This window comes from Microcoleus sp. B3-A4, from assembly GCF_036705385.1.
In the GTDB taxonomy this organism is placed as follows: domain Bacteria; phylum Cyanobacteriota; class Cyanobacteriia; order Cyanobacteriales; family Microcoleaceae; genus Microcoleus.
In genome coordinates this window covers 1-22,360 of the sequence record NZ_JAUBUI010000092.1, presented here as the reverse complement: position 1 = coordinate 22,360, position 22,360 = coordinate 1, and the positions used below count along the sequence as shown (strand labels likewise).

Annotated in this window: 24 protein-coding genes and 3 tRNA genes; 9 read left to right on the top strand and 18 right to left on the bottom strand. The window is 45.1% G+C overall.

All coding sequences use genetic code 11. The features are described 5' to 3' along the window. Positions 1 to 100 precede the first annotated feature (100 nt). Entirely contained in the window at positions 101 to 694 is a 594-nt protein-coding gene (locus QUB33_RS25045; RefSeq protein ID WP_333355823.1) for a hypothetical protein, read from the bottom strand. Positions 695 to 1,148: 454 nt separating this feature from the next. Next, positions 1,149 to 1,466: a thioredoxin gene (gene trxA / locus QUB33_RS25040; protein ID WP_190663237.1), complete on the bottom strand. Its 318-nt coding sequence runs from the start codon at positions 1,464 to 1,466 to the stop codon at positions 1,149 to 1,151. A gap of 73 nt (positions 1,467 to 1,539) precedes the next feature. On the opposite strand from trxA, the gene fabG reads away from it, so the two are divergent. Next, positions 1,540 to 2,304, top strand: coding sequence for a 3-oxoacyl-[acyl-carrier-protein] reductase (fabG, locus tag QUB33_RS25035; protein WP_333355819.1), 765 nt, complete (start codon positions 1,540 to 1,542; stop codon positions 2,302 to 2,304). A gap of 82 nt (positions 2,305 to 2,386) precedes the next feature. On the opposite strand, the gene QUB33_RS25030 is transcribed toward fabG, so the two are convergent. The 3 genes from QUB33_RS25030 to QUB33_RS25020 all read right to left on the bottom strand — a co-directional run bounded on the left by QUB33_RS25030 (position 2,387) and on the right by QUB33_RS25020 (position 4,467). Beyond that, entirely contained in the window at positions 2,387 to 2,842 is a 456-nt protein-coding gene (locus QUB33_RS25030; protein ID WP_333355815.1) for an HD domain-containing protein, read from the bottom strand. Positions 2,843 to 2,904: 62 nt separating this feature from the next. Then, entirely contained in the window at positions 2,905 to 3,333 is a 429-nt protein-coding gene (locus tag QUB33_RS25025) for an NUDIX domain-containing protein (protein WP_333355812.1), read from the bottom strand. A gap of 51 nt (positions 3,334 to 3,384) precedes the next feature. Further along, the gene (locus tag QUB33_RS25020) at positions 3,385 to 4,467 is read right to left on the bottom strand and encodes an adenylate/guanylate cyclase domain-containing protein (protein ID WP_333355810.1); all 1,083 of its coding nucleotides are present in this window, start codon (positions 4,465 to 4,467) and stop codon (positions 3,385 to 3,387) included. Positions 4,468 to 4,978: 511 nt separating this feature from the next. On the opposite strand from QUB33_RS25020, the gene QUB33_RS25015 reads away from it, so the two are divergent. Next, positions 4,979 to 6,112, top strand: coding sequence for a class I SAM-dependent methyltransferase (locus tag QUB33_RS25015; protein ID WP_333355807.1), 1,134 nt, complete (start codon positions 4,979 to 4,981; stop codon positions 6,110 to 6,112). A gap of 328 nt (positions 6,113 to 6,440) precedes the next feature. Beyond that, on the top strand, positions 6,441 to 8,144 hold the full coding sequence (locus QUB33_RS25010; RefSeq protein WP_333355804.1) for a lipoxygenase family protein: 1,704 nt from the start codon (positions 6,441 to 6,443) through the stop codon (positions 8,142 to 8,144). A 126-nt stretch (positions 8,145 to 8,270) separates the two neighbouring features. Here the strand turns inward: QUB33_RS25010 and QUB33_RS25005 are convergent, their stop codons facing one another. From QUB33_RS25005 to QUB33_RS24990, 4 genes are all read right to left on the bottom strand, one after another. After that, positions 8,271 to 9,422: a fatty acid desaturase gene (locus QUB33_RS25005; protein WP_333355800.1), complete on the bottom strand. Its 1,152-nt coding sequence runs from the start codon at positions 9,420 to 9,422 to the stop codon at positions 8,271 to 8,273. 318 nt (positions 9,423 to 9,740) lie between these two features. Then, positions 9,741 to 11,006 (bottom strand): glutamate-5-semialdehyde dehydrogenase, encoded by a 1,266-nt coding sequence (locus QUB33_RS25000; RefSeq protein WP_333355797.1) that lies wholly within the window; start codon positions 11,004 to 11,006, stop codon positions 9,741 to 9,743. Positions 11,007 to 11,010: 4 nt separating this feature from the next. Beyond that, positions 11,011 to 11,415: a hypothetical protein gene (locus QUB33_RS24995; RefSeq protein WP_190663244.1), complete on the bottom strand. Its 405-nt coding sequence runs from the start codon at positions 11,413 to 11,415 to the stop codon at positions 11,011 to 11,013. A gap of 248 nt (positions 11,416 to 11,663) precedes the next feature. Then, positions 11,664 to 11,735, bottom strand: a tRNA-Gly gene (locus tag QUB33_RS24990). A gap of 214 nt (positions 11,736 to 11,949) precedes the next feature. On the opposite strand from QUB33_RS24990, the gene QUB33_RS24985 reads away from it, so the two are divergent. The 4 genes from QUB33_RS24985 to QUB33_RS24970 all read left to right on the top strand — a co-directional run bounded on the left by QUB33_RS24985 (position 11,950) and on the right by QUB33_RS24970 (position 14,594). Further along, entirely contained in the window at positions 11,950 to 12,090 is a 141-nt protein-coding gene (locus QUB33_RS24985; RefSeq protein WP_006635902.1) for a hypothetical protein, read from the top strand. A 289-nt stretch (positions 12,091 to 12,379) separates the two neighbouring features. Next, positions 12,380 to 14,197, top strand: coding sequence for an ABC transporter ATP-binding protein (locus QUB33_RS24980; protein WP_333355793.1), 1,818 nt, complete (start codon positions 12,380 to 12,382; stop codon positions 14,195 to 14,197). 170 nt (positions 14,198 to 14,367) lie between these two features. Beyond that, positions 14,368 to 14,449: transfer RNA gene (locus QUB33_RS24975), tRNA-Tyr, on the top strand. Positions 14,450 to 14,522: 73 nt separating this feature from the next. Then, positions 14,523 to 14,594: transfer RNA gene (locus tag QUB33_RS24970), tRNA-Thr, on the top strand. Positions 14,595 to 14,657: 63 nt separating this feature from the next. Here the strand turns inward: QUB33_RS24970 and QUB33_RS24965 are convergent. Next, complete coding sequence (locus QUB33_RS24965; RefSeq protein WP_333355790.1) at positions 14,658 to 15,569, bottom strand: M23 family metallopeptidase; 912 nt, start codon at positions 15,567 to 15,569, stop codon at positions 14,658 to 14,660. A 32-nt stretch (positions 15,570 to 15,601) separates the two neighbouring features. Between QUB33_RS24965 and QUB33_RS24960 the strand changes: the two genes are divergently transcribed. Together QUB33_RS24960 and QUB33_RS24955 are read left to right on the top strand one after the other, a co-directional pair. Then, positions 15,602 to 15,883, top strand: coding sequence for a hypothetical protein (locus QUB33_RS24960; protein ID WP_333355787.1), 282 nt, complete (start codon positions 15,602 to 15,604; stop codon positions 15,881 to 15,883). Then, positions 15,884 to 17,104 carry an HhoA/HhoB/HtrA family serine endopeptidase gene (locus QUB33_RS24955; protein WP_333355784.1) on the top strand — a complete coding sequence of 407 codons (1,221 nt, stop codon included), beginning with the start codon at positions 15,884 to 15,886 and terminating at the stop codon, positions 17,102 to 17,104. A gap of 304 nt (positions 17,105 to 17,408) precedes the next feature. On the opposite strand, the gene QUB33_RS24950 is transcribed toward QUB33_RS24955, so the two are convergent. The 8 genes from QUB33_RS24950 to QUB33_RS24915 all read right to left on the bottom strand — a co-directional run bounded on the left by QUB33_RS24950 (position 17,409) and on the right by QUB33_RS24915 (position 21,743). After that, positions 17,409 to 17,756 carry a DUF760 domain-containing protein gene (locus tag QUB33_RS24950; protein WP_006635907.1) on the bottom strand — a complete coding sequence of 116 codons (348 nt, stop codon included), beginning with the start codon at positions 17,754 to 17,756 and terminating at the stop codon, positions 17,409 to 17,411. A gap of 42 nt (positions 17,757 to 17,798) precedes the next feature. Further along, entirely contained in the window at positions 17,799 to 18,314 is a 516-nt protein-coding gene (gene scpB, locus QUB33_RS24945; protein ID WP_333355781.1) for an SMC-Scp complex subunit ScpB, read from the bottom strand. Positions 18,315 to 18,898: 584 nt separating this feature from the next. Further along, the gene (locus QUB33_RS24940) at positions 18,899 to 19,042 is read right to left on the bottom strand and encodes a hypothetical protein (RefSeq protein WP_333355778.1); all 144 of its coding nucleotides are present in this window, start codon (positions 19,040 to 19,042) and stop codon (positions 18,899 to 18,901) included. After that, positions 19,043 to 19,264, bottom strand: coding sequence for a hypothetical protein (locus tag QUB33_RS24935; protein ID WP_333355774.1), 222 nt, complete (start codon positions 19,262 to 19,264; stop codon positions 19,043 to 19,045). Positions 19,265 to 19,423: 159 nt separating this feature from the next. Next, positions 19,424 to 19,654, bottom strand: a complete 231-nt coding sequence (locus QUB33_RS24930; RefSeq protein WP_333355771.1) for a hypothetical protein — start codon at positions 19,652 to 19,654, stop codon at positions 19,424 to 19,426. A 250-nt stretch (positions 19,655 to 19,904) separates the two neighbouring features. After that, on the bottom strand, positions 19,905 to 20,573 hold the full coding sequence (locus QUB33_RS24925; RefSeq protein ID WP_333355769.1) for a hypothetical protein: 669 nt from the start codon (positions 20,571 to 20,573) through the stop codon (positions 19,905 to 19,907). Positions 20,574 to 20,638: 65 nt separating this feature from the next. Further along, complete coding sequence (locus tag QUB33_RS24920) at positions 20,639 to 20,890, bottom strand: TIGR02450 family Trp-rich protein (RefSeq protein ID WP_333355766.1); 252 nt, start codon at positions 20,888 to 20,890, stop codon at positions 20,639 to 20,641. 628 nt (positions 20,891 to 21,518) lie between these two features. Next, a complete protein-coding gene (locus QUB33_RS24915; protein ID WP_006635912.1) occupies positions 21,519 to 21,743 on the bottom strand; it encodes a hypothetical protein in 225 nt (74 codons plus the stop codon). Positions 21,744 to 22,360 lie beyond the last annotated feature (617 nt).

The window sequence follows — 22,360 nt, the reverse complement described above, 5'->3', positions numbered from 1 at the left end:
AATCTACTGAATATGCTTTCATTGGTGTATTTTTTAATCTATTCTTATTGTACCTCATAACACCCGGAAGTGCTGTAATTGGTAAATTTGAGTTCATGTTTCATTTTTGAGAAGTGAATTTAAATAAATCTCGCACCTGAAAATAAACCGCGCCAGCCCAGTAAAAACCATTCACCAAAATCAACAACGTTTTTCCAACATAAGAATTAACAAAACCAAAAACGCGGTAAGTTGACAGCAGCACTAACAACATTTCCACCACAGAAACAATTGACCCGTAGTGCTTTCTATCCCAATAAGAAAACGGACTGATAAAACGGTAATTGCTGAACGGAAAAAAGTGTCGGTGAGCGTCGTCATTGTGGACGGGCAAATCTCCCAGAGAGTGTAGTATCATACTGATAAACAGAATTTGCACACTTTGCCAGCCAAAGTAATAAGCAATTAGCAAACCAATAACCGCAAGGGGAATTGAATGAAACAGAGCCACAATATCTTGCACAAAAGGCTCATAATATGCTTTTGACCAAATTGTAGCTGCGGGCAAGCGAGCAATGTATTTCGCCCAAAAGTAAAATAAAAATATCGGAATATCCGGCAAAATTCCGCCGATCGCAATAATTAGATTAGCTTCCGGCAGTTGCGGTTTGCCGAGAATTGCGAGATTGATAATAGCGTGGCTGGGAGTCTTCATCACAAATTTGGGTAGAACCCCCGTCCTTTTAGGACGGCTTTATATTAGAATGTAATTGGTCAACGACCCACCCGAGACGATGGATCAAACAGCCTATACGAGCGAAGTTCAGCCTTGTGCTGGCGGCTTTCGCAAAATCGGTAGACCGGGAAAAGAGGATAGGGCAATGGAAGTCTAACCCTAGAATCAAAACTACGAAGAATTCCGTTTGGTATTCGACACGTAAAAACCGCAGGGCTTGCGGGGTTAGTCTGTGGAGCGAACATAAGACCAAAACTCTTTGAGGGTGGAGGCAGTTGCGAAGAAGCAGAAACTTAAGTCGCGAGGCTTAAGAATCACCGTACCTTCAGGTCGGTGAGTATGTCAAAAGTAGGGTGCGTCAACTAGGATTATCTTATTCATAATTAATCAGATATGAGCTGACGCACCCTACGTGTGTGATAATTGGCTCGTACTACAAGAAAGGTTGCACTCGATCGATCAACTGCGCCGCTTGCATCACTCCCTCAATTCGATCGACCTCAGCGCCATTTTTGAACAGCACCAAAGTCGGCAAAGCATAAATGTGATACTGCGACGCCAACTGTTCGTACTTATCGGTGTCAATTTTGACAACCATGAGCTTGTCTTTCATCTGACCACTCACTTGCTCCAAAATCGGTGCCATCATCTGACAAGGCCCGCACCAAGTAGCGTAAAAATCTACCAACACCGGCAAGTCAGATCCCGATAGTAACTCCTCAAAACTGCTGAACTGTTTTTGAACTGCCATAAGACAAAATAATTTTTTTGGTTCTGGCTCGATTTTAGTGCAAAATTCTCTGGTAGATTGCGAGGATACAATTATGGAACTATTGCCAGAGACTTTTCAGAGATTGCGGGGTCAAGTTGCTGTCGTGACCGGTGCGTCGCGGGGAATCGGTCGCGCCGTCGCTTTAACACTAGCAGCAGAGGGCGCTAAAGTCGCCGTCAACTATGCGAGTTCGAGTGCTGCTGCTGATGAGGTGGTAGCAGAAATAGTCGCTGCTGGAGGAGAAGCTGTGGCACTTGCAGCAGATGTCTCGAAAACTGACCAAGTAGATTTACTCACCAGTAATGTCCTGGAAAAATGGGGACGAATTGACATTTTGGTGAACAATGCAGGCATTACTCGCGATACTTTGCTGCTGCGGATGAAGTTGGAAGATTGGCAAGCGGTAATTGATTTGAATCTAACCGGCGTGTTTTTGTGTGCGAAAGCTGCCAGTAAAATCATGCTGAAACAGCGAAGCGGCCGAATTATTAATATTGCTTCGGTTGCTGGGCAAATGGGCAATCCGGGACAAGCTAATTACAGTGCGGCGAAGGCTGGGGTAATTGGGTTTACTAAAACTGTGGCGAAAGAGTTGGCGAGTCGCGGGATTACTGTGAATGCGGTTGCACCGGGTTTTATCACTACAGATATGACTAAGGATGTCAAGTCTGATGAGATTTTGAAATATATTCCGCTGGGGAGATATGGGGAAGTTGAGGAAGTTGCCGGGATGGTGAAGTTTTTGGCGGCAGATGCGGCGGCGGCTTATATAACCGGGCAGGTTTTTAATGTGGATGGGGGGATGGTAATGGCTTAGGATTTCGGGATTTTTTTAACCGCAGATATCCCACAGGCAAGATGCCTGTGCCACGATGAAAGCGGATATCTGCGGTTAATAATTACTTTAAGGCGGCACACAACTGACTGAGGACTTTTTTGTATTTTGCAATGCGTTGAAAATCTGCCTCTGTCGGATTGGCGATGCGACCAAGATCGAGGTTATGAGTAACATCAGCGATTTTGACTCGCAGTGCGATCGGGTTGGCAATCACACGTTCTAAATAAGCTGCATAAGCTTCTCCTTCTATTTTGGTAATCGCCGCGATCGCCGATACTATAACTTCAGGAAAACCTTCGCTTCTAAGTTGCTCAAGGGTAAGTTCAGAATCTTCCACGGCATCATGTAGAACTGCTACGATTTTCTCCTCTATAGAGTTTACATTTTCCATTACAAATAGCGGATGATCGAGATAGGGATTGCCTGCCTTATCAACCTGCCCCTCATGAGCTTTTGCTGCGATCGTGATCGCTCGTTGTAGTAATGATTCGTAATCTGAATTCGTATTTGACAACATCGTAAAGAAGTTCTTTATTAAAGTTTCAGTCTCATCGCGGGGAAAAAGTAGTGTGGGAATTTTTATTTTAAATATTCCTCCAACAATTCCCAAGCCATTTGAGTACCTTCCCCTGCGTTGACTTTTTCAAAATCTACATCTTTTTTCAAAACTACCCAACCCACACCTTCTTTGATTTCTATTTTATCACAATCGCTAACTCTCGCCAAAAAAAGGTGGTTATTTTGTAAAGTTTTTCTATCATTTTGAGTCTTTTGGTGAGTAAAAGTTGTGATAAACTCCATTTTGTAATCATTGGTTGTGAGGCCAGTTTCTTCCTCCATTTCTCGCAGGGCTGCCTGCTGTGGACTTTCTCCAAAGTCCACGCCACCACCAAAAGTAGAAAGCATTCCTTGACTGGCAATACCTGGAATATTATCTCGCAGTTGTGCCCCAATTTGACCGTTGGGGAGCATGAGAAAAATGCGAACTATTGACTGAGGAATATTCATCTTATCGAGGGAATAACAAAAATCAAAAAAATTGCTCTAGAGTTTTCTCATTTAACTCCAAATTTTCCTAATCCAATTGTACGCCGCAGCATACAAAGCCAACAATTTATTGACAAAACTTTGCCAAATAGAACCTTCCCTTACCTCAGCAACTTCTTCGATTTCGACGGGCAGCGGCGGCATCCCGACTACTTCATACAGCGGATATTCGCCACTTTTCCCCGGAATTTGCACGGATACGCACTGATTGACGATCGCCAATTCTTTCACTTCCTGATAAGTCTCCTCGGAAATCAATAAACTCGTTCCTACTTGCTTGTTCGCAGCTTCAATCCGGCTGGCTAAATTCACCGCATCCCCGATCGCCGTCACTGTCTGACTCTTCGATGCCCCCAAATTCCCCACAACCACCCACCCGCAGTGAATGCCAATCCCAATCCGCAACCGGTGACGGTATAAAGTCTCAAAATAGGGATTGAGTTTCTCTAGTTCCTCCAGCATCTCCACCCCAGCCCTCACCGCTTGTTCCGCCGCCTTGTCAGGATTTTCCAACCCAAACAGGGCCATTAAACCGTCACCCATATAATTATTAATCATCCCGCCATTCCTGTTAATCGCAAAACCCATTTTTTGGAAATAGCGATTTAAAACATAAATTACATCGTAGGGCAACAGCGATTCTGCAAAAGGCGTAAATCCTCGAATATCGGCAAACAAAATCGCAATTTTTTTCTCTTGACCCACAGGAGGAGAAATTGATTTTCCCGACATTTCGTCGTTAAATGATTCCAAGTCTTCAGAATCGATCGCCAATCGGCGCAAAATCACCTTGCCGCCCGCAACCTGCGTCTGACAAGCCAGCCTAATTTCCGGCTCTAAACGCAATTTTTTCGCGAGTTCCTCTTCCGGCGAAGTGCGCGGAGAGCAAAATTCCAAACCTTCGACAATCAATACCCGGCAAGTCGAACACCGGGCGCTACCGCCGCAGATGTGGGTGTGGGGAATGTCGGCACGCAGAGAGGCTTCGAGAATTATATCGTCGTCATCTATCTCGATCGTGCGATCGTCCGGCAGATAGTGAATCTGTGGCATATGTGGCGCGTCTAGCTCATTAGCGAAGAATCTCGCGGACATCTGTTATTGCAGGGAACCTGTATGCAAACCCGGTTTCTCGGCATTTTTTCTGCGTCCCCTGATTCCTTAACTATAAGTCGCGATCGGCATTTGCTTCTCGTTGCGTCAGCTCAAGCGCCCAACTGACAACAGTTTAAAAAAAGAATGGAACCCTCAGCAATAGTCCAACTCTTAGCTCATCAGTCATTCCCAATTCTCTAATCTAAAATGGTATAACTGAACACTAAAATCGCCATCGCACCGTGATAATACCCCCATTCAAGCTGTGGAGTTAATCTGAAATCTCCAATCTCCAATCTCAAATGGGCTGACATAATTCTTAATAAAATTAAGATCCCCCAAAGCCCGATAAATCCGTTATCAAATCCCCTTCAACGGCGATATATTTTTAGGATTTTTCGGAATTTTGCTGTGGAAACCTGAGTTGGCAATAGTTTCAGCTTTTTTGCTCTCTAACAACCAGCTAATTTTCGTGAGATAGAATAGCAGCATCTTTAAAACCAGTATAGCCATGACTTCATCAACAGCCCTACAAAGCATCGAAAAACACATTCCCATCGTGGGAAATATCCATACCAAAAGTCCGATCGCCTACGGAGCAACCCGCCTCGCAACCAGTGCAGTTAACACGCTGCAAATGGCAGTAGCAGAGTCTTACATCAACGGCTTAGAAGTACCGGATTCTGTATTGCGAGCGCTTTTTGATACCTGTATGCCCGTATTGTTTAAGCATTGTCCGTCCCTGCTTGCCCCATACGAATGGGTACTGACAGAAACAGACCGCACCGCCGAAGGGTCCCGGGATTTAATGAAAATTCACTACGACTTGCCTCAAGCAATGCTGAATCCGATGTTAGGCGACGGCAAACTCATTTATCCTAAATACACCATGGGGTTGTGGGAAAAAGGAGCGGCCAACCTTGAACAATCGCAAATGCAGATGATTGATGATGTGATTGAGAAGCTAGACATTCAGGATGGCGATCGCATTTTAGACTTTGGTTGCGGTTGGGGTTGCGTTCCCAATTACATTCTTTCCAAATTCCCCAATGTCCAGTTTACTGGCATTAACCTCAGCCACAACCAATGCGAGTATATGCGTCAGAAGATGCAAGACTCCGAAAGCTACCTCAGTTCCGGTAGATTTACCCTATATGAAGGCGATTTGAACGACGCCAACTTCGAGACAAAATTTGACAAAATTCTCTCCATCGGAGTTTTTGAGCATGTAGGCAATTTAACGAAGGGTTTCCAAAAGCTTGCCTCTTTCCTGAAGGATAACGGCAAAGTTTTCATTCACATTATCACAGTCCGCATTCCCAACAATATGTCCAGCCCTTTCCTCCACAAATACATTTTCCCCCACGGTCGTATCTGGAAATACGATGCCGTTGCCAGCCACAACCAAGACCTCAAAACGATAAAAAACTGGTATCTCAACGGATACAATTACTCTACAACCTTAGTTAATTGGCTGAAAAATTTTGATGATTCTCAGGCAATAGTCAAAGATTTAGACTACGGCATGGACTATGGCAAATTTCGTCGCATCTGGCGGTTTTTCTTGATTTGGGCGGAAACTCTTTTCGCGAGTTGCGATGGTGAATATATCGGCAACGGCCAATATTTAATGGTTCGTGCATAACCGCTAATCAGTAGACCAAGCTCAAAAAGCTCAAAAACCGCACTCAAGAACCCCGACATCTCAAAGAAGTCGGGGTTCTTGAGTGCGATCTCCCGATCGGGAGTATGAAACTTTTATACGTCGATTTAGGGCGATCGAGAAGTGTTGCCTTCTTTTGAGGAATTTTTCTGAGTTTAAAAAAATCCGGAACAAGATTATTGCTCGGTGAATAAGATCTATATCAAGCGTGAGCCTGCATAATAGTTTTTAAATTCCCTCCTCGATCGGTAGTGATGATGTGCAATATTTTACTACAAAAAGAGAGTTGATTTATACAATGGTAGACAATATGAAACCTTCTCTTCCTCAAGACGACCCAAATCAAGAACAGCGCAAAGATTCCTTGAATCGTCAGCAACAAGCTTATCAGTTTGACTATGAGAGTTTATCACCTCTGGCATTATTGAAAGATGTACCCGCAGTCGAGAACTTTTCGAGTAAGTATCTTGCAGAACGGATATTAGCAACATCGGAACTTCCAGCAAATATGCTGGCAGCCGATTCTAGAACTTTTCTCGATCCTCTCGACGAACTCCAAGACTATGAAGACTTTTTTACTTGGCTGCCGCTACCTGGAGTGGCCAAAATTTACCAAACCGATCGCTCTTTTGCTGAACAGCGCCTGTCTGGAGCAAATCCAATGGTGCTTCGCCTCTTAGATGCGAGCGATCCTAGGGCAGAAACACTGGCGGCTCTTTCCAGTTTGCACCCATTATTCGATCTGCGCCAAGAGTTGCAGGACAAAAACATTTACATTGCCGATTACACAGGTACAGACCAACACTATCGCGCGCCTGCTCTCGTTGGAGGCGGAACCTATGAAAAAGGCAGAAAATACTTGCCGAAACCGCGGGCTTTTTTCGCTTGGCGGTGGACGGGAGTCCGCGATCGCGGTGAAATGACACCTATTGCCATTCAACTCGATCCGACGCCCGGTAGCCATGTCTATACCCCATTCGATCCTCCTGTCGATTGGCTGTTTGCGAAACTCTGCGTACAAGTAGCAGATGCCAATCACCATGAAATGAGCTCGCATTTAGGTCGAACTCATCTGGTGATGGAACCAATCGCGATCGTCACCGCCCGACAGTTGGCTAAAAATCACCCGCTGAGCCTGCTGCTGAAACCGCACTTTCGCTTTATGTTGACCAACAACGATCTGGCGCGTTCTCACTTGATCGCTCCCGGCGGGCCCGTCGATGAATTGCTAGCTGGCACCTTGGCTGAGACAATGGAACTGACTAGAGAGGCGTGCAGTACCTGGAGTCTTGATGAATTTGCCTTACCCGCTGAACTGAAAAATCGAGGAATGGATGACCCCAATCAACTGCCTCACTATCCTTACCGAGATGATGGATTGCTGCTTTGGGATGCAATTGAAACTTTTGTATCGGGCTATCTGAAATTCTTTTACCCGACGGAGATCGCGATCGTACAAGATGTGGAACTGCAAACCTGGGCCCAAGAATTAGCGTCTGACAATGGCGGTAAAGTCAAAGGAATGCCTCCGCGCATCGACACAGTTGAACAATTAATTCAAATTGTCACAACTATAATTTTTACCTGCGGCCCGCAGCATTCAGCCATCAATTTTCCCCAGTATGACTACATGAGTTTTGCCGCCAATATGCCCTTGGCTGCCTACCGGGACATTCCTAGAATTACTGCTTCGGGTAATCTAGAATTGATTACGGAAAAGGACATTTTACGGTTGCTTCCTCCGTACAAACGAGCGGCTGACCAACTGCAAATTCTGTTTATTTTGTCAGCTTATCGATATGACCGTTTGGGTTATTACGATAAATCTTTCCGGGAACTCTACCGGATGAGCTTCGATGAAGTTTTTGCGGGAACGCCGATCCAACTTTTAGCCAGACAGTTCCAGCAAAATTTGAATATGGCAGAACAAAAGATTGATGCCAACAATCAAAAACGAGTCATTCCTTATTTTGCTCTCAAGCCTTCGTTGGTGCTAAATAGTATCAGTATGTAGAATTAAAAATTCAGCAGGATATCTCCAAGTAAGGTGTGCAGTACACACCTTACTCTGTATTGGTCGTTAGCGTCGGTTTTTAGTTGTAGTCTGGGGGAAACTTGTGAGCGTAACTGGTGTATTTAGCTATGGCAAAGGTGTTACAGCAGAATTATCAAGAGGGCAATTTACCGAAGTTTCCCCTAAATAATCAGTTAACGTAATTTCATCTTTGTAATGCCGAGGAGTTTTCATTAACAATTGCCAAGCTTCACCAGCATCCAGTAAATTCATCCGCCCAGGATAGTGAATTTGGATCAACTCTTGAACCAAAGGGTAATAGTCTGAGTTAAGACTAGGGAAAATATGATGCTCCGTGTGATATGAAAAATTGAAATGCAACAAATCAACTATTTTGGGAACCCGTATTGAAAGACTATTAATCAGCGGGTCATTAACACTCGTCATCCGACAAATCAGGTGATTTGTGTAGATATAAAACATTGCAACTGTATGACCGATTGCTAAGGGTAGCAAGTACCCAAGAACGATTTTTAGCGCATGAAACTCTAAATAGAATAAAATGCTAAAATGCAGGCATAAAACCGCAAACAACTCAAGAGCAATTTTCAATCTATCTTTCTGACTGACTGTGAATGCAGCGGGCACATAATCCACAATTTTATTATTAAACAATAGGCTCGACGAGAGGTGGCAAAATTGATGAAATAACCACGATGCTGGAAGTCCTACTATTAATAACCAAGATGGATTATCAATCGCTGGCGCAAAGAAATTATGAATCCATTTTCCCCAACTATTCGGCTGGTGGTAAAGGTAATTGCGATCCGGATCTTCTAGATAATTTGTTTGACTGTGATGTACAATGTTATGAACATATTTCCACTGAGTAGAAGGCATAAACATCATTGCAAACCCTAGAAAACTAATTATATGATAAGTCATACGAGACTTTTTATTGACGCTACCGTGCATGAAATCATGGGCGAAAAATCCCATAGTTACGATACTATTACCCATAATTAAAGCTAAAGGTAAATAAAGCCATAGAAGATAGATGGGCCACTGATCTAGACAATCGGCAATCCCCCAACCCAGTAGTAAAATGGCCATATTAATGAACAGTATAACCAACTTGCTAGAATCTGGTTTAAAGGCTTCTGATGGCAGTAGCGGACGCAATTTTTTAACATATACTGAGTGGTGAATTAGCGTTTCTTCACCTAAATTCGGCGTTGGCGTCTTGTCTAGAGTATTGACTGATTTTTCGGATTTCATGTGATCGCTAAGAGTATTTTCATGTGAGTTAATAAGTTTCTAAATTTAATTAGATCCCGTACCCGATTTTAGATTGAACCCACACATAAATCCGGCGGCTTATTGTTAGGATGCGGAGATTTTATCTGTCTCCACTGCGGCTATCCGGGAGCTTGCGATCAAATTGCTTTAGATCGAGGTGGCCTGATTGTTCTACCAAGATATTATTGTATCCTATAAAAAGATTTTTGGAACTATTAAAGGCTTACGCATCGATAATAGTCTCCCACTTTTCACTTTGGTTTAATCCCAATAACGAATTCTAAATAACCTATAAGATTAAAAAAGTCCGTTTCCCTGAACAATTTCTTTAATTGTCGTCAGCGTATCTAACCCGATCAATCCCCGGCGATAACCTTTTTGGTTGGACATTCCCAAAAATATCGCATCTCCCCGATTTTGATAGCGCCAAAACCGAGGTGAGGCATTAATAAAAGTTGAGGCGCTGTTAACGTCCAGAGCAAATTGGCGACTTTCTAAGTAAGATTCAGTGGCGATGCAGTCAGCGTGGCCGCTGCTGTAGCGGTTGATCCAGCCGATCGCAATCTCTAAACTATCGACAACTTTAAACGCTATGGTTTTGTTTAAATAAGGTTGAGTCCACTCGTATGGTTCCGCCAGCTTCAAGTCGGGGAAATCTGCCACGAGATCCGCATCAGCGCTAATTTGAAAGCCTTTTTCTTTTAAACTGTTCCACAGCCTGACTAAGGAAGAAGGCTTTTGGTTGCGATCGATCAGCACTTTCTCGATCGCATTAACAGGATCGGGCACGCTTTGATGGCTGTCCAAAATCATCCACCTTGCCATCTCCAAACTGCCAGTCGGTGACCAATAAAGGTAACAATTTCCCATTGCCGACCTCAAAACTGGTGCCGTGCACAGCCGTACCACCTGCTGCACCAAACTTGGCCTGCCGTAGGGAATAATTAAATTGAGATATTGGTCTTGAGTGACCAATTCTCGGATCGAAGCGCCCCGATCAGGCGGCAGTACCTGCAAACATCCCGAGGGCAAACCGACCTCATCGATCGCCGAAACCAAAGCTTCTCCAATTACTGTATTAGTTTGCCAGCTTTCGCTGCCACCTTTAAGAATCAAACTGTTAGCGCTTTTGAGAGACAAACCCGCGGCGATCGCCCCCAACTCGGGAAACGCCTCGTAAATTAGAGCGATCGCCCCCAGCGGTAGCGACTGACAGTAAACCTGACAGCGATCGACCTGATAAGAAGCATTGATCACCCGACCGATCGGGTCTGGCATTTCCCCCAACCGTTGCAGAATTTGCACAGTTGTCTTGATCCGTTCCGGCGTCAGCTTCAGCCACTCCACGATCAACTCGGGAATCGCCATGTCCCGACTTGCTTCTAGATCTAGAGTATTTGCTTCTAAAATGTCATTTTGCCGGCGTTTCAGCGAAGCCGCCATCGCCTGCAAACCTGCCGCGCGCTCCGCACTCTTTGTCGCAGCCAACTCCAAAGAAGCTTGATAAGCGCGACGCGCGACATTTGCGGCATCTGATGAATGGGTAAAATCCTCTATTATCATCTAGCTAACGCCTGTAAGCGAGCCATACCATCAGCGCCGGCAGCATTGCTAGCAGCACGGCGACCATTGCCCACAGAATAATATTCGGCCCCGGCGAGTGCAGCGCCAAGGGCAACCAAATCACTAGCGGCACCAATATCATACCCAAAGCCAGTGGCAAATAATGGGCCTTCAAACCCGGATGCGCTCTGTTCCACTGGTTCCCTGTCCACCGCCAAGCCTGCTTGTAAGGATAGTTCGTTGATAGTTGCTCGATCACGTATCCACTTTCGTCCAATACAAATATTTGTTGACAGCGGTTGCATCCAAAGGCTTCTGTCAACGTTATAGGCACTAGACGACCCCGGCGTCGGCAAGGACAGGGGTACTCATCGTTTAAGTCAATCTTTGGAACTTTTTGAGATGGCACGAGCGATCGGATAAAAAAAGCGTTTTTGCAAAAATAATCCTTAACATATCCACTTAATCAAACTTGTCAATTCCGCCATAGCGAGGCTTTCAACTGCCTGTTACGAAATCTCGCCCACTTGGCAATTTTGACTTGCAAGTTCTGGATTCAATCTTACCACTAACTTAGGTATTTTCAACCATCATTAGGAGTATATCGAAAACTTTCTGGATCTACTTTCCGGTTTCCTGGATTTTTTTATCTTCTAAAGCGGGTGACGCGATTCGAACGCGCGACATTCACCTTGGCAAGGTGACGCTCTACCACTGAGCTACACCCGCATTTCCTGCGGTATTAACAATATTGTCTCAATTCTCGAAATTTGTCAAGTCTTTTTAGTAAGTTTTTTTCACAAACCCAGTAAACCCCCTAAACCCACTCCCCACCTGCAATTTCAGCAGCCAGATTCTTAACCAAATCAGTAATTGTGAAAATTGACCGCCATCGGCCAACTGCAAAGCTACAATCAAGCTGGAATTTTGGGAGAACACTGTCATGTCAGATTTAAATCGCGGAATCATGAAGTTCAAGGGAGCTGACAGTCCTATAGCGATCGCCATTTCGGCGATTGTCATTGCCGGCGGAATCGGCTTTTTGATCTGGTGGGCGCTGCAATCAGCCTACACCCTCAGCTAACAGACTACTCAAACGTAAAACTTATAAGACCTGGCTCAGAAGGCAGAATTTAAGAAAAATTCTGTCTTTTGCATTTTTTTGCCCTTCGTCTTGAATTTATTGCCCAGGAATGCGGATCGATTGCTGACGATCGAATGATTGCCATAAATCACCCGATCGGGCGAGTCACTAGCATGATCCCAGATGACTGCCCGTTCCACTACTTTTGTAGTACACTTGTAAACAAGGCGCGCCGAGAGCGCAGTTTTCGATGCAAGTGTTTGCAAGGGTTGTATCTCAACAAAAATTTATGGCAAGCTTTCAGGACATCTTCCAATACTACAGTCGCTACTGGAAAATATCAGTTTACAGCATAGGGGCATCGAGCGTTTTGGCGCTAGCCGATTTGCTTGTTCCCTACGCGATCGGTCAAATATTAAACGTATTGTCGGGTCAACCTACAGATACAGTAACGCAAAAACTCATAACAGCGATCGCCTCTGTTACCCAGCACTCACCCAGCAAAACATTATCCCTATCCATCTTGCTGGGTATAATTTTTCTGGTAACAGTCGCCAAAGCACCCATACAGCCTTGGGTGGCAAATTGGTTCCACTGGGCGATACCATTGAGGGCGAGGCGCGATCGAATGAGAGGTGCGATCGGCAAAATCCTCACCTTACCCCTAGAATTCTACGACGAAAATAACGCGGGACGGATTGCCAGCCGCATCGCCAAAGGCATCGCCAACCATACTTGGACTTATCCAGAAATTGCCGGCGAATTCATCCCCGAAGTCGTGCGCTTAATCGGCATTTTTTCCGTTATCTGCTTAATTGAGTGGCGGATTGGCTTATTAATTTTGGTTTCATTCCTATTTATCCTCAGTTTCACCTTAAAAGGTCTGCAAGGGGTGACTGCGCGGGAAGAAATTCTGGATGAATACATCGAAGATACCGAAAGCCGCAACTCGGAAATTATCACCAACATCAAAACAGTCAAAGCTTTTGCGACAGAAAGCGATGAACTCAAAAGGCAAACCACCAGACTCGATCGAGAATTAAAAGTCGTGATCGACCGCATTCACAAAGGATACGTCACCTTGGGGGCATACCAGCAGACGACCGTCCAGTTGTGTTTGTTTTCAGTTCTCGGTTTTAGCATAGCCGCCACGGTTGCAGGCAAAATTTCCCTCGGATATTTTGTTACCGTCTACACGTTGGCAAGCATGGCATATTCCCAACTGCGTCCGATTAGCATTATCGCCGAATTATTGGCGCGGCGTTATTCTTCAATGATCCGGTTCCACGAGTTTATGCAAACGCCAGACGGTGTTGATGCGGTTAATTTAGCAGAAAATGCTCGATCGGCGTCGCCTTATAAATTTACCGGCAAAGTTGAATTCAGCGGTTTGACCTTCGGGTACGACAGTCAAAAACCCGTTTTACAGGATGTGAATTTATTGATTCATCCCCGTCAGACTGTAGCATTAGTCGGGCGCTCCGGTTCGGGAAAATCGACTTTAGTTAAACTTCTGTTTCGCTATTTTGAACCCAACTCCGGCAGCATTCTGATCGACGGCGAAGACATTCGCAGCTTAGACGTGACTCGCTACCGCCAGCGTTTAGCCATTGTCCACCAAGAAGTAGACGTTTTTAACGGTACTTTGCTGGAAAATTTGACTTACGGAAACAGAAATGCAACTTTCGAGCAAGTTGAGGATGCTTGTCGCATTGCCAAAGTAGACGATTTTGTGCGGCTGTTGCCTCAAGGTTACTATACCGTGGTGGGGGAGAGAGGAATGCGGTTGTCCGGCGGTCAGCGGCAGCGGTTGGGGATTGCGAGGGCGCTGTTGGTGGAGCCGGATGTGTTAATTTTTGATGAGGCTACTTCTAGTTTGGACTATGAGTCCGAGAGATCCATCCAGTTAGCCATGCAGAATATCCTCGGTACGCGCACCACCATAATTATTGCCCACAGACTGAGTACAATTCGCGAAGCCGATGCGATCGTCGTACTCGACGGCGGTAGAATCGTCGAAGTTGGCAGCCACGACGAACTCTTGAGTCAACAAGGCATTTACCGCCGCCTGCACTCCCTCCAAGAAACCGGGGAATTAGTGAATTAGTCAGTTGACTGTTGTCATGAGTTACCAATTACCAATTCCCCATTCCCGATGCCTTATTCCCGATGCCATTCTCAGGTTTAACTTATATATTCACTACTTGCGATTAGAGTTTCTGATGTATTGTTGCAAACAAAGAGTCTGGTGCTAGGATGTATAACTGTGATGGAAATGGGTCGATGCCCGAGCGGTTAATGGGGGCGGACTGTAAATCCGCTGGCTATGCCTACGCTAGTTCAAATCTAGCTCGGCCCACCTCAATTTAATAAAGAGTTAAAATTTAAGAATTAAAAATTAATTTTTTAATTGGAGGTTCTTAATTTTTTATGCCCGTGTAACTCAGTGGTAGAGTACCTCCTTGGTAAGGAGGAAGTCACGAGTTCAAATCTCGTCACGGGCTTTTGCTAAATTATGCCATACAAAAAAATAGGATTTGCGGTTGAAGAAGTAATTCAACCCCCTCCTATTGTTTAATAGTCGCTTGCAAATAAAGCAGCGGGTCTTCAGCAACCCAGCCCAAACCCGAATTGTACCGAACTTCAAAATGCAAATGAGCTTGGGCAATGTCGCGTTTCCCCGTTGTCCCGACAGTTGCCAAAACTTCTCCAGACAGCACTTTTTGACCGACTTTTACGGCAATATCTTTCAAATGAGCGTAGCGCGTTTGCTTCCCTGCTTGATGGTTCACCACAACTAAATTTCCGTAATCCCCCTGCGGCCCGGCAAAGGCGACAGTCCCGTCGCCAGCCGCCAAAACCTGCGTACCCTCCGACGCCAAAAAATCTACGCCGCTGTGAAAAAAAAATTCGCGCCGCGCCGGATGCAATTGCCGCCCGTAACGCAAAGCTTCCACTGCTGGGGCGGGCAGCGGAAATCCTTGCACCGATGGCGTTTTATCGGGATTTACAGAAGGCCCGATCGACCTATTCATCGCAGGCACAAACACGGTTGGCCCCAAAGGCCTGCACCCATTCGCCTCAAATAGCAAATCTGCGGGCACTTTGTAAGCTTCTGCCAGTTTTTGCCAATTCCAGCCCGCAGGTACTTCTACCTCGATGCCACTGTACGGAGGAATGACGATCGCACTTCCTGCAGATACTCGACCTCCCAACATCGGATTTATCCCGATCAGCGCCGAAGGAATCACATTGTACTGCCGCGCGATGCTTTCTATTGTTTCGCCCTGGGCCACAGTGTGGCGGCGCAACCGAGACGTAGCCGGACTCGGGCAATCGCGGGCGGGGTCGGGGTTTTCGACAGGTGTACCTGAGGGAACATTTGCAGGTGCGGCCTCGGTATAATCCGCCGTTTGCCCAACGGGTGCGATCGACCAAAGTAGTGCAGAAATCAGCAGAAATAAACGTTTCAAAGTCATTAGATAGAGAAGAAAGTATTCATTTCGGACAATTGACAATTTTTGAGTCGAGTGAAACGGCATATTTGGAAGCTGTCGCCGCCTCCCAGACTGTAAATCCCAGGCTAAGCCAAGTTAGGATGAGAATTATTAGTTTTGGTCGCTATTGGGAAATCAGGCAAAAATTGCCTGTGATGCCCATCAGCGCCTGCCTGTTAACAGCTATGTTCTTGAGGAAGCGGTACGCCCCGCCCCGCTTCCTTCCCGTCGCCAAGACAAAAATGCTTGATTCGGAACGTGTCTGCGGGGATGAGGTATTTAGCGGGAGTTATTAAATGAGTTTATCTTTTAAGCAAACGACCCTTTATGTGACTTTGCTGTCGATCGGCGGAGGTATGGGATGGTTGGGAAATCGCTATCTGCAAGGCTCAAACAATCTGGAAACCGGATTGGTTTTGCCAGTAGTGCGCCAGCAAATCCCCCCCTATGCGTCTCCTTCTTTTCAGGAAAATCGGCCGCTCGATCGCAGCAATCCCAATTTTATTGCTGAAGCAGCCGAAAAAGTAGGCCCTGCTGTAGTGCGGATTGACGCATCCAGCAAGGTGGCGAATCAAGTGCCCGAAGCATTCAAAAATCCTTTGTTTCGTCGGTTTTTTGGGGAAAATTTGCCGCAGCCGGAAGAACGAGTCAAGAGAGGTACCGGTTCGGGGTTTATTCTCACTGCTGACGGCCGCATCGTTACTAATGCTCACGTTGTCTCGGGGACGGATACTGTCAAGGTGACGCTCAAAGACGGCCGCGAGTTTGAGGGTAAGGTGCAGGGAGTCGATCCGCTGACGGATGTCGCTGTGGTTAAAATTAATGCTAAGGAACTGCCACAGGTGGCTTTGGGTCGATCGGACAATATTGTACCGGGACAGTGGGCGATCGCGATCGGCAATCCTTTAGGTCTCGACAATACCGTGACTGTGGGCATTATCAGCGCTACGGGTCGATCGAGTTCGCAAGTCGGCATCCCCGACAAGCGAGTCCGCTTCATCCAAACCGACGCCGCCATCAACCCCGGCAATTCTGGCGGGCCGCTACTCAATGACCAAGGCGAAGTAATTGGCATCAATACCGCTATCCGCGCCGACGCTCAGGGCTTGGGATTTGCAATTCCGATCGAAACCGCCAAACGAGTTTCCGATCAGTTATTTGCCAAAGGTAAAGCCGAACATCCCTATCTCGGCATTCAAATGGTCAGCTTGACGGCAGCCACCAAGGCAGAACTCAACAAACAGCTCGATAATAATAAAATTACCCTCGATCAAGGCGTAGCCGTGACGCGAGTCGTAGAAAATTCCCCCGCTCAAAAAGCCGACTTGCGCGCCGGAGATGTCATTCAAAAAGTTGACGGAATTGCAGTCAACACTCCCGGGGACGTGCAAGAACGGGTGGAAAACACTGTTGTAGGCAAAGAACTCGAACTGGAAATTAACCGTTTAGGTCAAGTTCAGAATATTAAAGTACGTCCGGGTGCTTTTCCCCTATCGGGTAGCTCCGCCGGTGGCTAATACCATTTTCGATTTTAGATGAAAGAATTAAGAATGACTTACTGCATAAGGATTTGGAGCTTATCTACAGTTGCATTCTTTTTTGAAATTGGTATTAGTTGCAAGGCTGGAGGATGGAAGATGAATCTGATGCTTTATAGTCCTGGAAGCAGTAACCGGGTTTTTTAACCAAAATCCTCGGTGTAGCGCTAGGGATAGCCGGTTAACAGCCCGGTTTCTTAATTCCCTGTGCCTCCATGATTCAGGATTATGGATTTTTCTGAACAACTTTCATCTTTCTGACTTCCCCAACCCGTTGATCTTTTTACTTGTCTTTGGGCGAGTTGGGTTGAATCGAGCTGGTGCTTGCTAAATTTTCTTCTAGGTGCATCCTCTGCTCCATTTGCCTCAAAAAATAGCCTGTCATCATCGCTGAAGCTAGCAAACCTGCTAAGTTTTCGCGGTCAGTGGTAATTTCGACGTTAAAATTTTCTGAAGGCAAAACGCCGACAAGCCCTTGAACGTTATGAGAGATTATTTCTCTGATGTCGGGGCTGACGGACTTGGCGACTCGGGCTAGAACCTCCGGGGATTGGTGTTGGAGGTACTTCAGCAGTGGATTGACTGCAGTTTGTTGGGCATTGGATGTGTCAAAGTCAGGGTGAAAAACCATTTGGCGATTCTTAATTTCTGGCTGGTTACATTCTACTTCAAACTACTCGTCATTGCTTGGGTACAAATTTGCCTGAAAGTCAATTTGCAATTGTTTTGGCAGTTGGTCTACTTGAAAGTACCGATGAAATTTCTCGGTAACTTGTAACCAATACGACCGCCCCTCAGCCGGCCGCCGTTTGCGGACGAAACCCATTTCTACAAGTTCCTGCACTTGTTGGTAAGCTCCTGAACCTCGCAAGTTAATTAAATCTGGCTGAGCGATGCCGCCTTTGAGGGCGATCGCAGCCAGCGTCCGCAAAGCTCCAACACCTAATTCTGGAGGTATTAAAGTTTGCATTAAACTGCCAAACTCTTCTCTGAGTTGCAGGCTGTATCCCGTGGGGGTTTCGACGACTTCTAATGCACTGTCGCGGTGGGACGAGTCAGACATGAGTTCGATGATGGCGTCTTCGGCTTCGGCTCGATCGCATTTGGCAATCTCGGCAATTTCTGCGATCGACACTGGCTGACCTTTTAGGTAAAGTATGGCTTCTATTGTTGTGGCTAAGCGAGTCATTTGGGAATTAGTAATTAGGAATTGGGATGTTGAAAGAATAAGAAGGAAGCAAGAAAGAAGAAGGAATCAGGAAAACAACAGTTATCCGTATCTCACTAACTTCTGGGTCGTGAATAATGAGAATTGGTAAGAAACATTCCCCTTACACAAATGATTAATAGTGTAGGTTAGGTTGAGGAACAAAACCCAACTATTTCAATTTTATTTTTTTTTATCTCAGTCCGGGACGCATAAAATTTATATATAGGGTGCGTCATGGCGCCCCTAAGCGCTAGAAGTAGAGCGTTAAACTTTTTTTGCTTCCCTGGATTCCGATGTTTTTGCTAAAAAAATAGCATTGTTAATCGCCAATTTACCACGTTATAGTATCAAAATTAGCAATTAGCTATTTATCCATCTAACAGTCTGCCCGTCAGCTATTCTACAAAAATCTCCTCTCAATTAGAAGGAATAGCGATCCTTCCATTTTTATCATCTTTGCCATCCACATAAAAATCAGGTTCTTCCCGAGTAAGAAAAAAATTATATTTCCAGCGAACGCATATTTGTTTCATCACTAACCCTTGGTCATGTTCCTGCCGCAGTTAGGCAAACGTTCCTAGTCTAATTAGCTGGCCGCCGTCCATAATGCCGATGCGATCGCACAAATACTCCACTTCATCCATATAATGCGTTGTCAACAGCATTTTCATTCCCTGCTTGTTCAAATCTCGAATAATTTCCCACAATCATCGCCTTTGCGGGTCTAACCGTACCGTCGTTTCCTCCAAAAATAAGATTTGCGCCTCGTGCCAAAGTTCTCTGGTAATTTGTAAACTTTGGTTCATTCCCCACAATTTTTTTACTAAATTATCTCGCCTTTCTGCTAATTCTACATACTCCAACCACTGTTTAATGAACTGTTGCCGTTTCTGGTTGGGAATGTGGTGCATCGACCCGTGAAACTCCATATTTTCTCATACTGAAAGCTGATTATTAACAGTGATTTGTTGGAGCAAGACGCTTATGCACTGTTTCACTTGCAAGCTTTGCCGCATCACGTCATATCCAGCTACCTAAATTTGACCGCTGCTGGGCTTAGTCAGGGTAGCCAGCATCCGAATTGTGGTCTATTTTTGGGCACCTTTGGGGCCTAGGAAACCGAACATTTCTCCGGCTTCAATCCTGAACAAATGGTGATTGACAACGAGGATTTTGTTGTAAATATTGCAGGCTTTTTGGAGATAAAGAGACACAGACAGAGGTATTTTGGTATAATTTACTGGAAACAAATATCTTTTCATGTCGGGTAAATTAACCACAATATTTGGGGCGAGTTTCACCAATAATCTGTAATTCACATCCACCATATTTATAAACCCGCCCCAACCAGGTGACAAAATTTTATAACGGGCAATTCAACAGACATGATATAATTTATGGAGACAGAAACCGGGTTCCATCTACTAAAATTTCTGGTCATCTTCATCGGTACTGATACCAGAAAAACCCAGTTTATCTGCTATTTATACACGAGTTTTTTTACTGTAACTAATCTGAGTGTCATCTGCAGGTAGAAAACTGATTTTTTTTACAGCTTGTAGTACCCACTTATTGCGGTTGAGTTAAGTCGGGTTTCAATTCGATCATCCTGCTGTCTAATTTGCGCGCTGCTTCGCTAATCGTTATAGCGGGTTTGCTGCCGTCGAGATATATTATCATCAGACAACTTCCTATTTTTCCCCGTCGAAACAGCGCAACTTCGACATTCAGTGTTACACCTTGTATTTTTCCTTGAGTTGTCCACCCACCCGATACCTCGCCAATCTTGTCTTCTAAGGTTAAAGCGGTAAGATTAGCAAACTGATATTCGTTGTTACCACTGTTTAAACGTTGGGAGAACTGTTGTGCAAAACTCCCTTCACGGATTTGAGCATCAAAGGTAGCTCGATCGATCCGGTTGGGCAGTGGCGTGGTAAATCCTCCAACTATTTGAAAGTGCTGATCGTCGTTCTTCTGATAAGCAAACACGCTTCCTGGTTTCAACCTATTGAGACGGCTGACCAGTTTTTGGATCGTCGCAGGTGGCATTTCTGTAAAACCTGCGGGCAAGTCTTGTAAAGTCAGGACTAGGTTGGACAAGTCCCCTGCGGGAGTTGGAATATCGGCAGACAGAATATTGCTGCGATCGATCGCCTTGGTTGCGGACACTTCGGAAAATCCACCGCCCAATCCAGCACTAATTAGCAAACACACCAATAAGACAACTTTTTTTTTCATTATTTTACCCTGTTGCTATTAGTCATTACCCCTGTCTACCTCACTCTACCCCACAGCGCTGTCTTTTAGTCTGCTGTTTCTAATTCCTCTAATTCTTGCGTAGACTGCCATCCAGCTTGCCAGAGCGTTCTGTCTTTGAGTTGTGCGGCGTTGAGCCAAAAACGGACACTTGGATCGCAAGCAGCCACCATTTCTGCAAATACCCATTTACCTTCGTTTTTTCGGTTGACCACTTGAAAGTGTCGCCACCCCCAAGTTTTTTGGTGTGAAGTCCATCGGGAACCAACTAAATAAGGAAATTTTTGTTTTTTGCTCACAGTATTTTTGTGGAAAAATATATTAGAAAGCAAGTGAATTGTAATAACTCGTTCTGTTTGATGATATTAGTTCCTTTTTAAAGCTCGTCAAATCCTCTCCCCCTCTCCCCATATCGAACATAACAGATAATATAGAGGTGCTGCAGCTTACATGAGAGTTTACCTAAACTCTATCTGCAAGTAGATGCGTTTATGGTAACTTGCAGTATTTCCCCCTCGGGGTTCAAAAGTAAGGGCAGTTCAATGACTGCCCCTGTAATTAGTTATACCTATTGAATAGGATAATTTTTCAGGCGATCCACAAATAGCCTATTTATCCAATACGAGCTAAATCGTGAATCTCAAATCTAAAAGCAAATAACCCAGGTTATAGTTGTGCACAATAATCCGTTCTGTGAAACTTAGTCAAATCTACTGTGAGAGCAGGTTTGACGCTCACTTCCTGCTTCGACCAAGGCGGTCGGCCGCTTCTTGTCCACAGGCGTGTTTTCGAGCCCAACTTTCCCTACAAACATTTTTTCAATCTTAATCGTGTTTCATTGATCCTGTACAGCTCAATAAAAAAGCACTTTTAGGTAAGATTGACTAATTTCTTTGATTCTGTCGCTACCTCTTGATTACTTCCCTGTTAAGGCTTTTGGCCGGATAAGTCCAGAGGAAGTTGGGGAAGTCGGAGGCGAACCGCATTTGTTTGCAGCCACAGAGTGATGGCGTGCTTCCGTTGCGGAGTCACATACTCTCCCGGTCGGATCACGCCAGCACAGACGCCGATGTTTTTAATAAGGGTTTCTCGCTCCGATGAACTTGCACCCTGTAGCAACCTGACTTGGGCTTTGATAAAATCCACGTTCATAGCTGAAAGTAAAAGTAAGTAAAGAACTCAGTTAAATAGCGATGCTTTGGTTCCGATTGTAACTCTAAAACCACTTGGTATGAATCAAATTGATTCAACATCCCCAGGATGGGGATCGGGGCGTCTAGAGCTAGCCAACTTTATTTACTTTATCTGTTTTTGCAAGCAAAAGTGTCACTATGCTAGCAGTTTTGACAGAATTATTTATAGTTAAGAACTGTTACGAATTTGGCTCAATTTCCACAATACGGCAGAGTTTAGTGCTAACGCTACTCTCCAGAACTCAAAAAGTTCACCATTGTCTCCAACTCCTTGCCTTCCTAGGTTTTACCCTCCCCGATTGGGAAGCGATCGCTCGGGGAACATTCCTCTTCGAGCGCCCCTCTTAACACCCGGACACTGCCACATCACCCTATTGATTTAGATCGTCTCGTAGGCTTGGCTGGGGACTATAACTTCAGACATACGTGTTGTTACCGGGGCTACAATAAGCGAGTAAGTTTTTATTCTTGTTTCTCAAGGATATATTTTTTGGATTTTAGTAGGTCGGCGAGAAAAAACAAAACTATGTTAAGATAGATAAAGAAAGATATATTTCTAGTGACGTAACAAATATA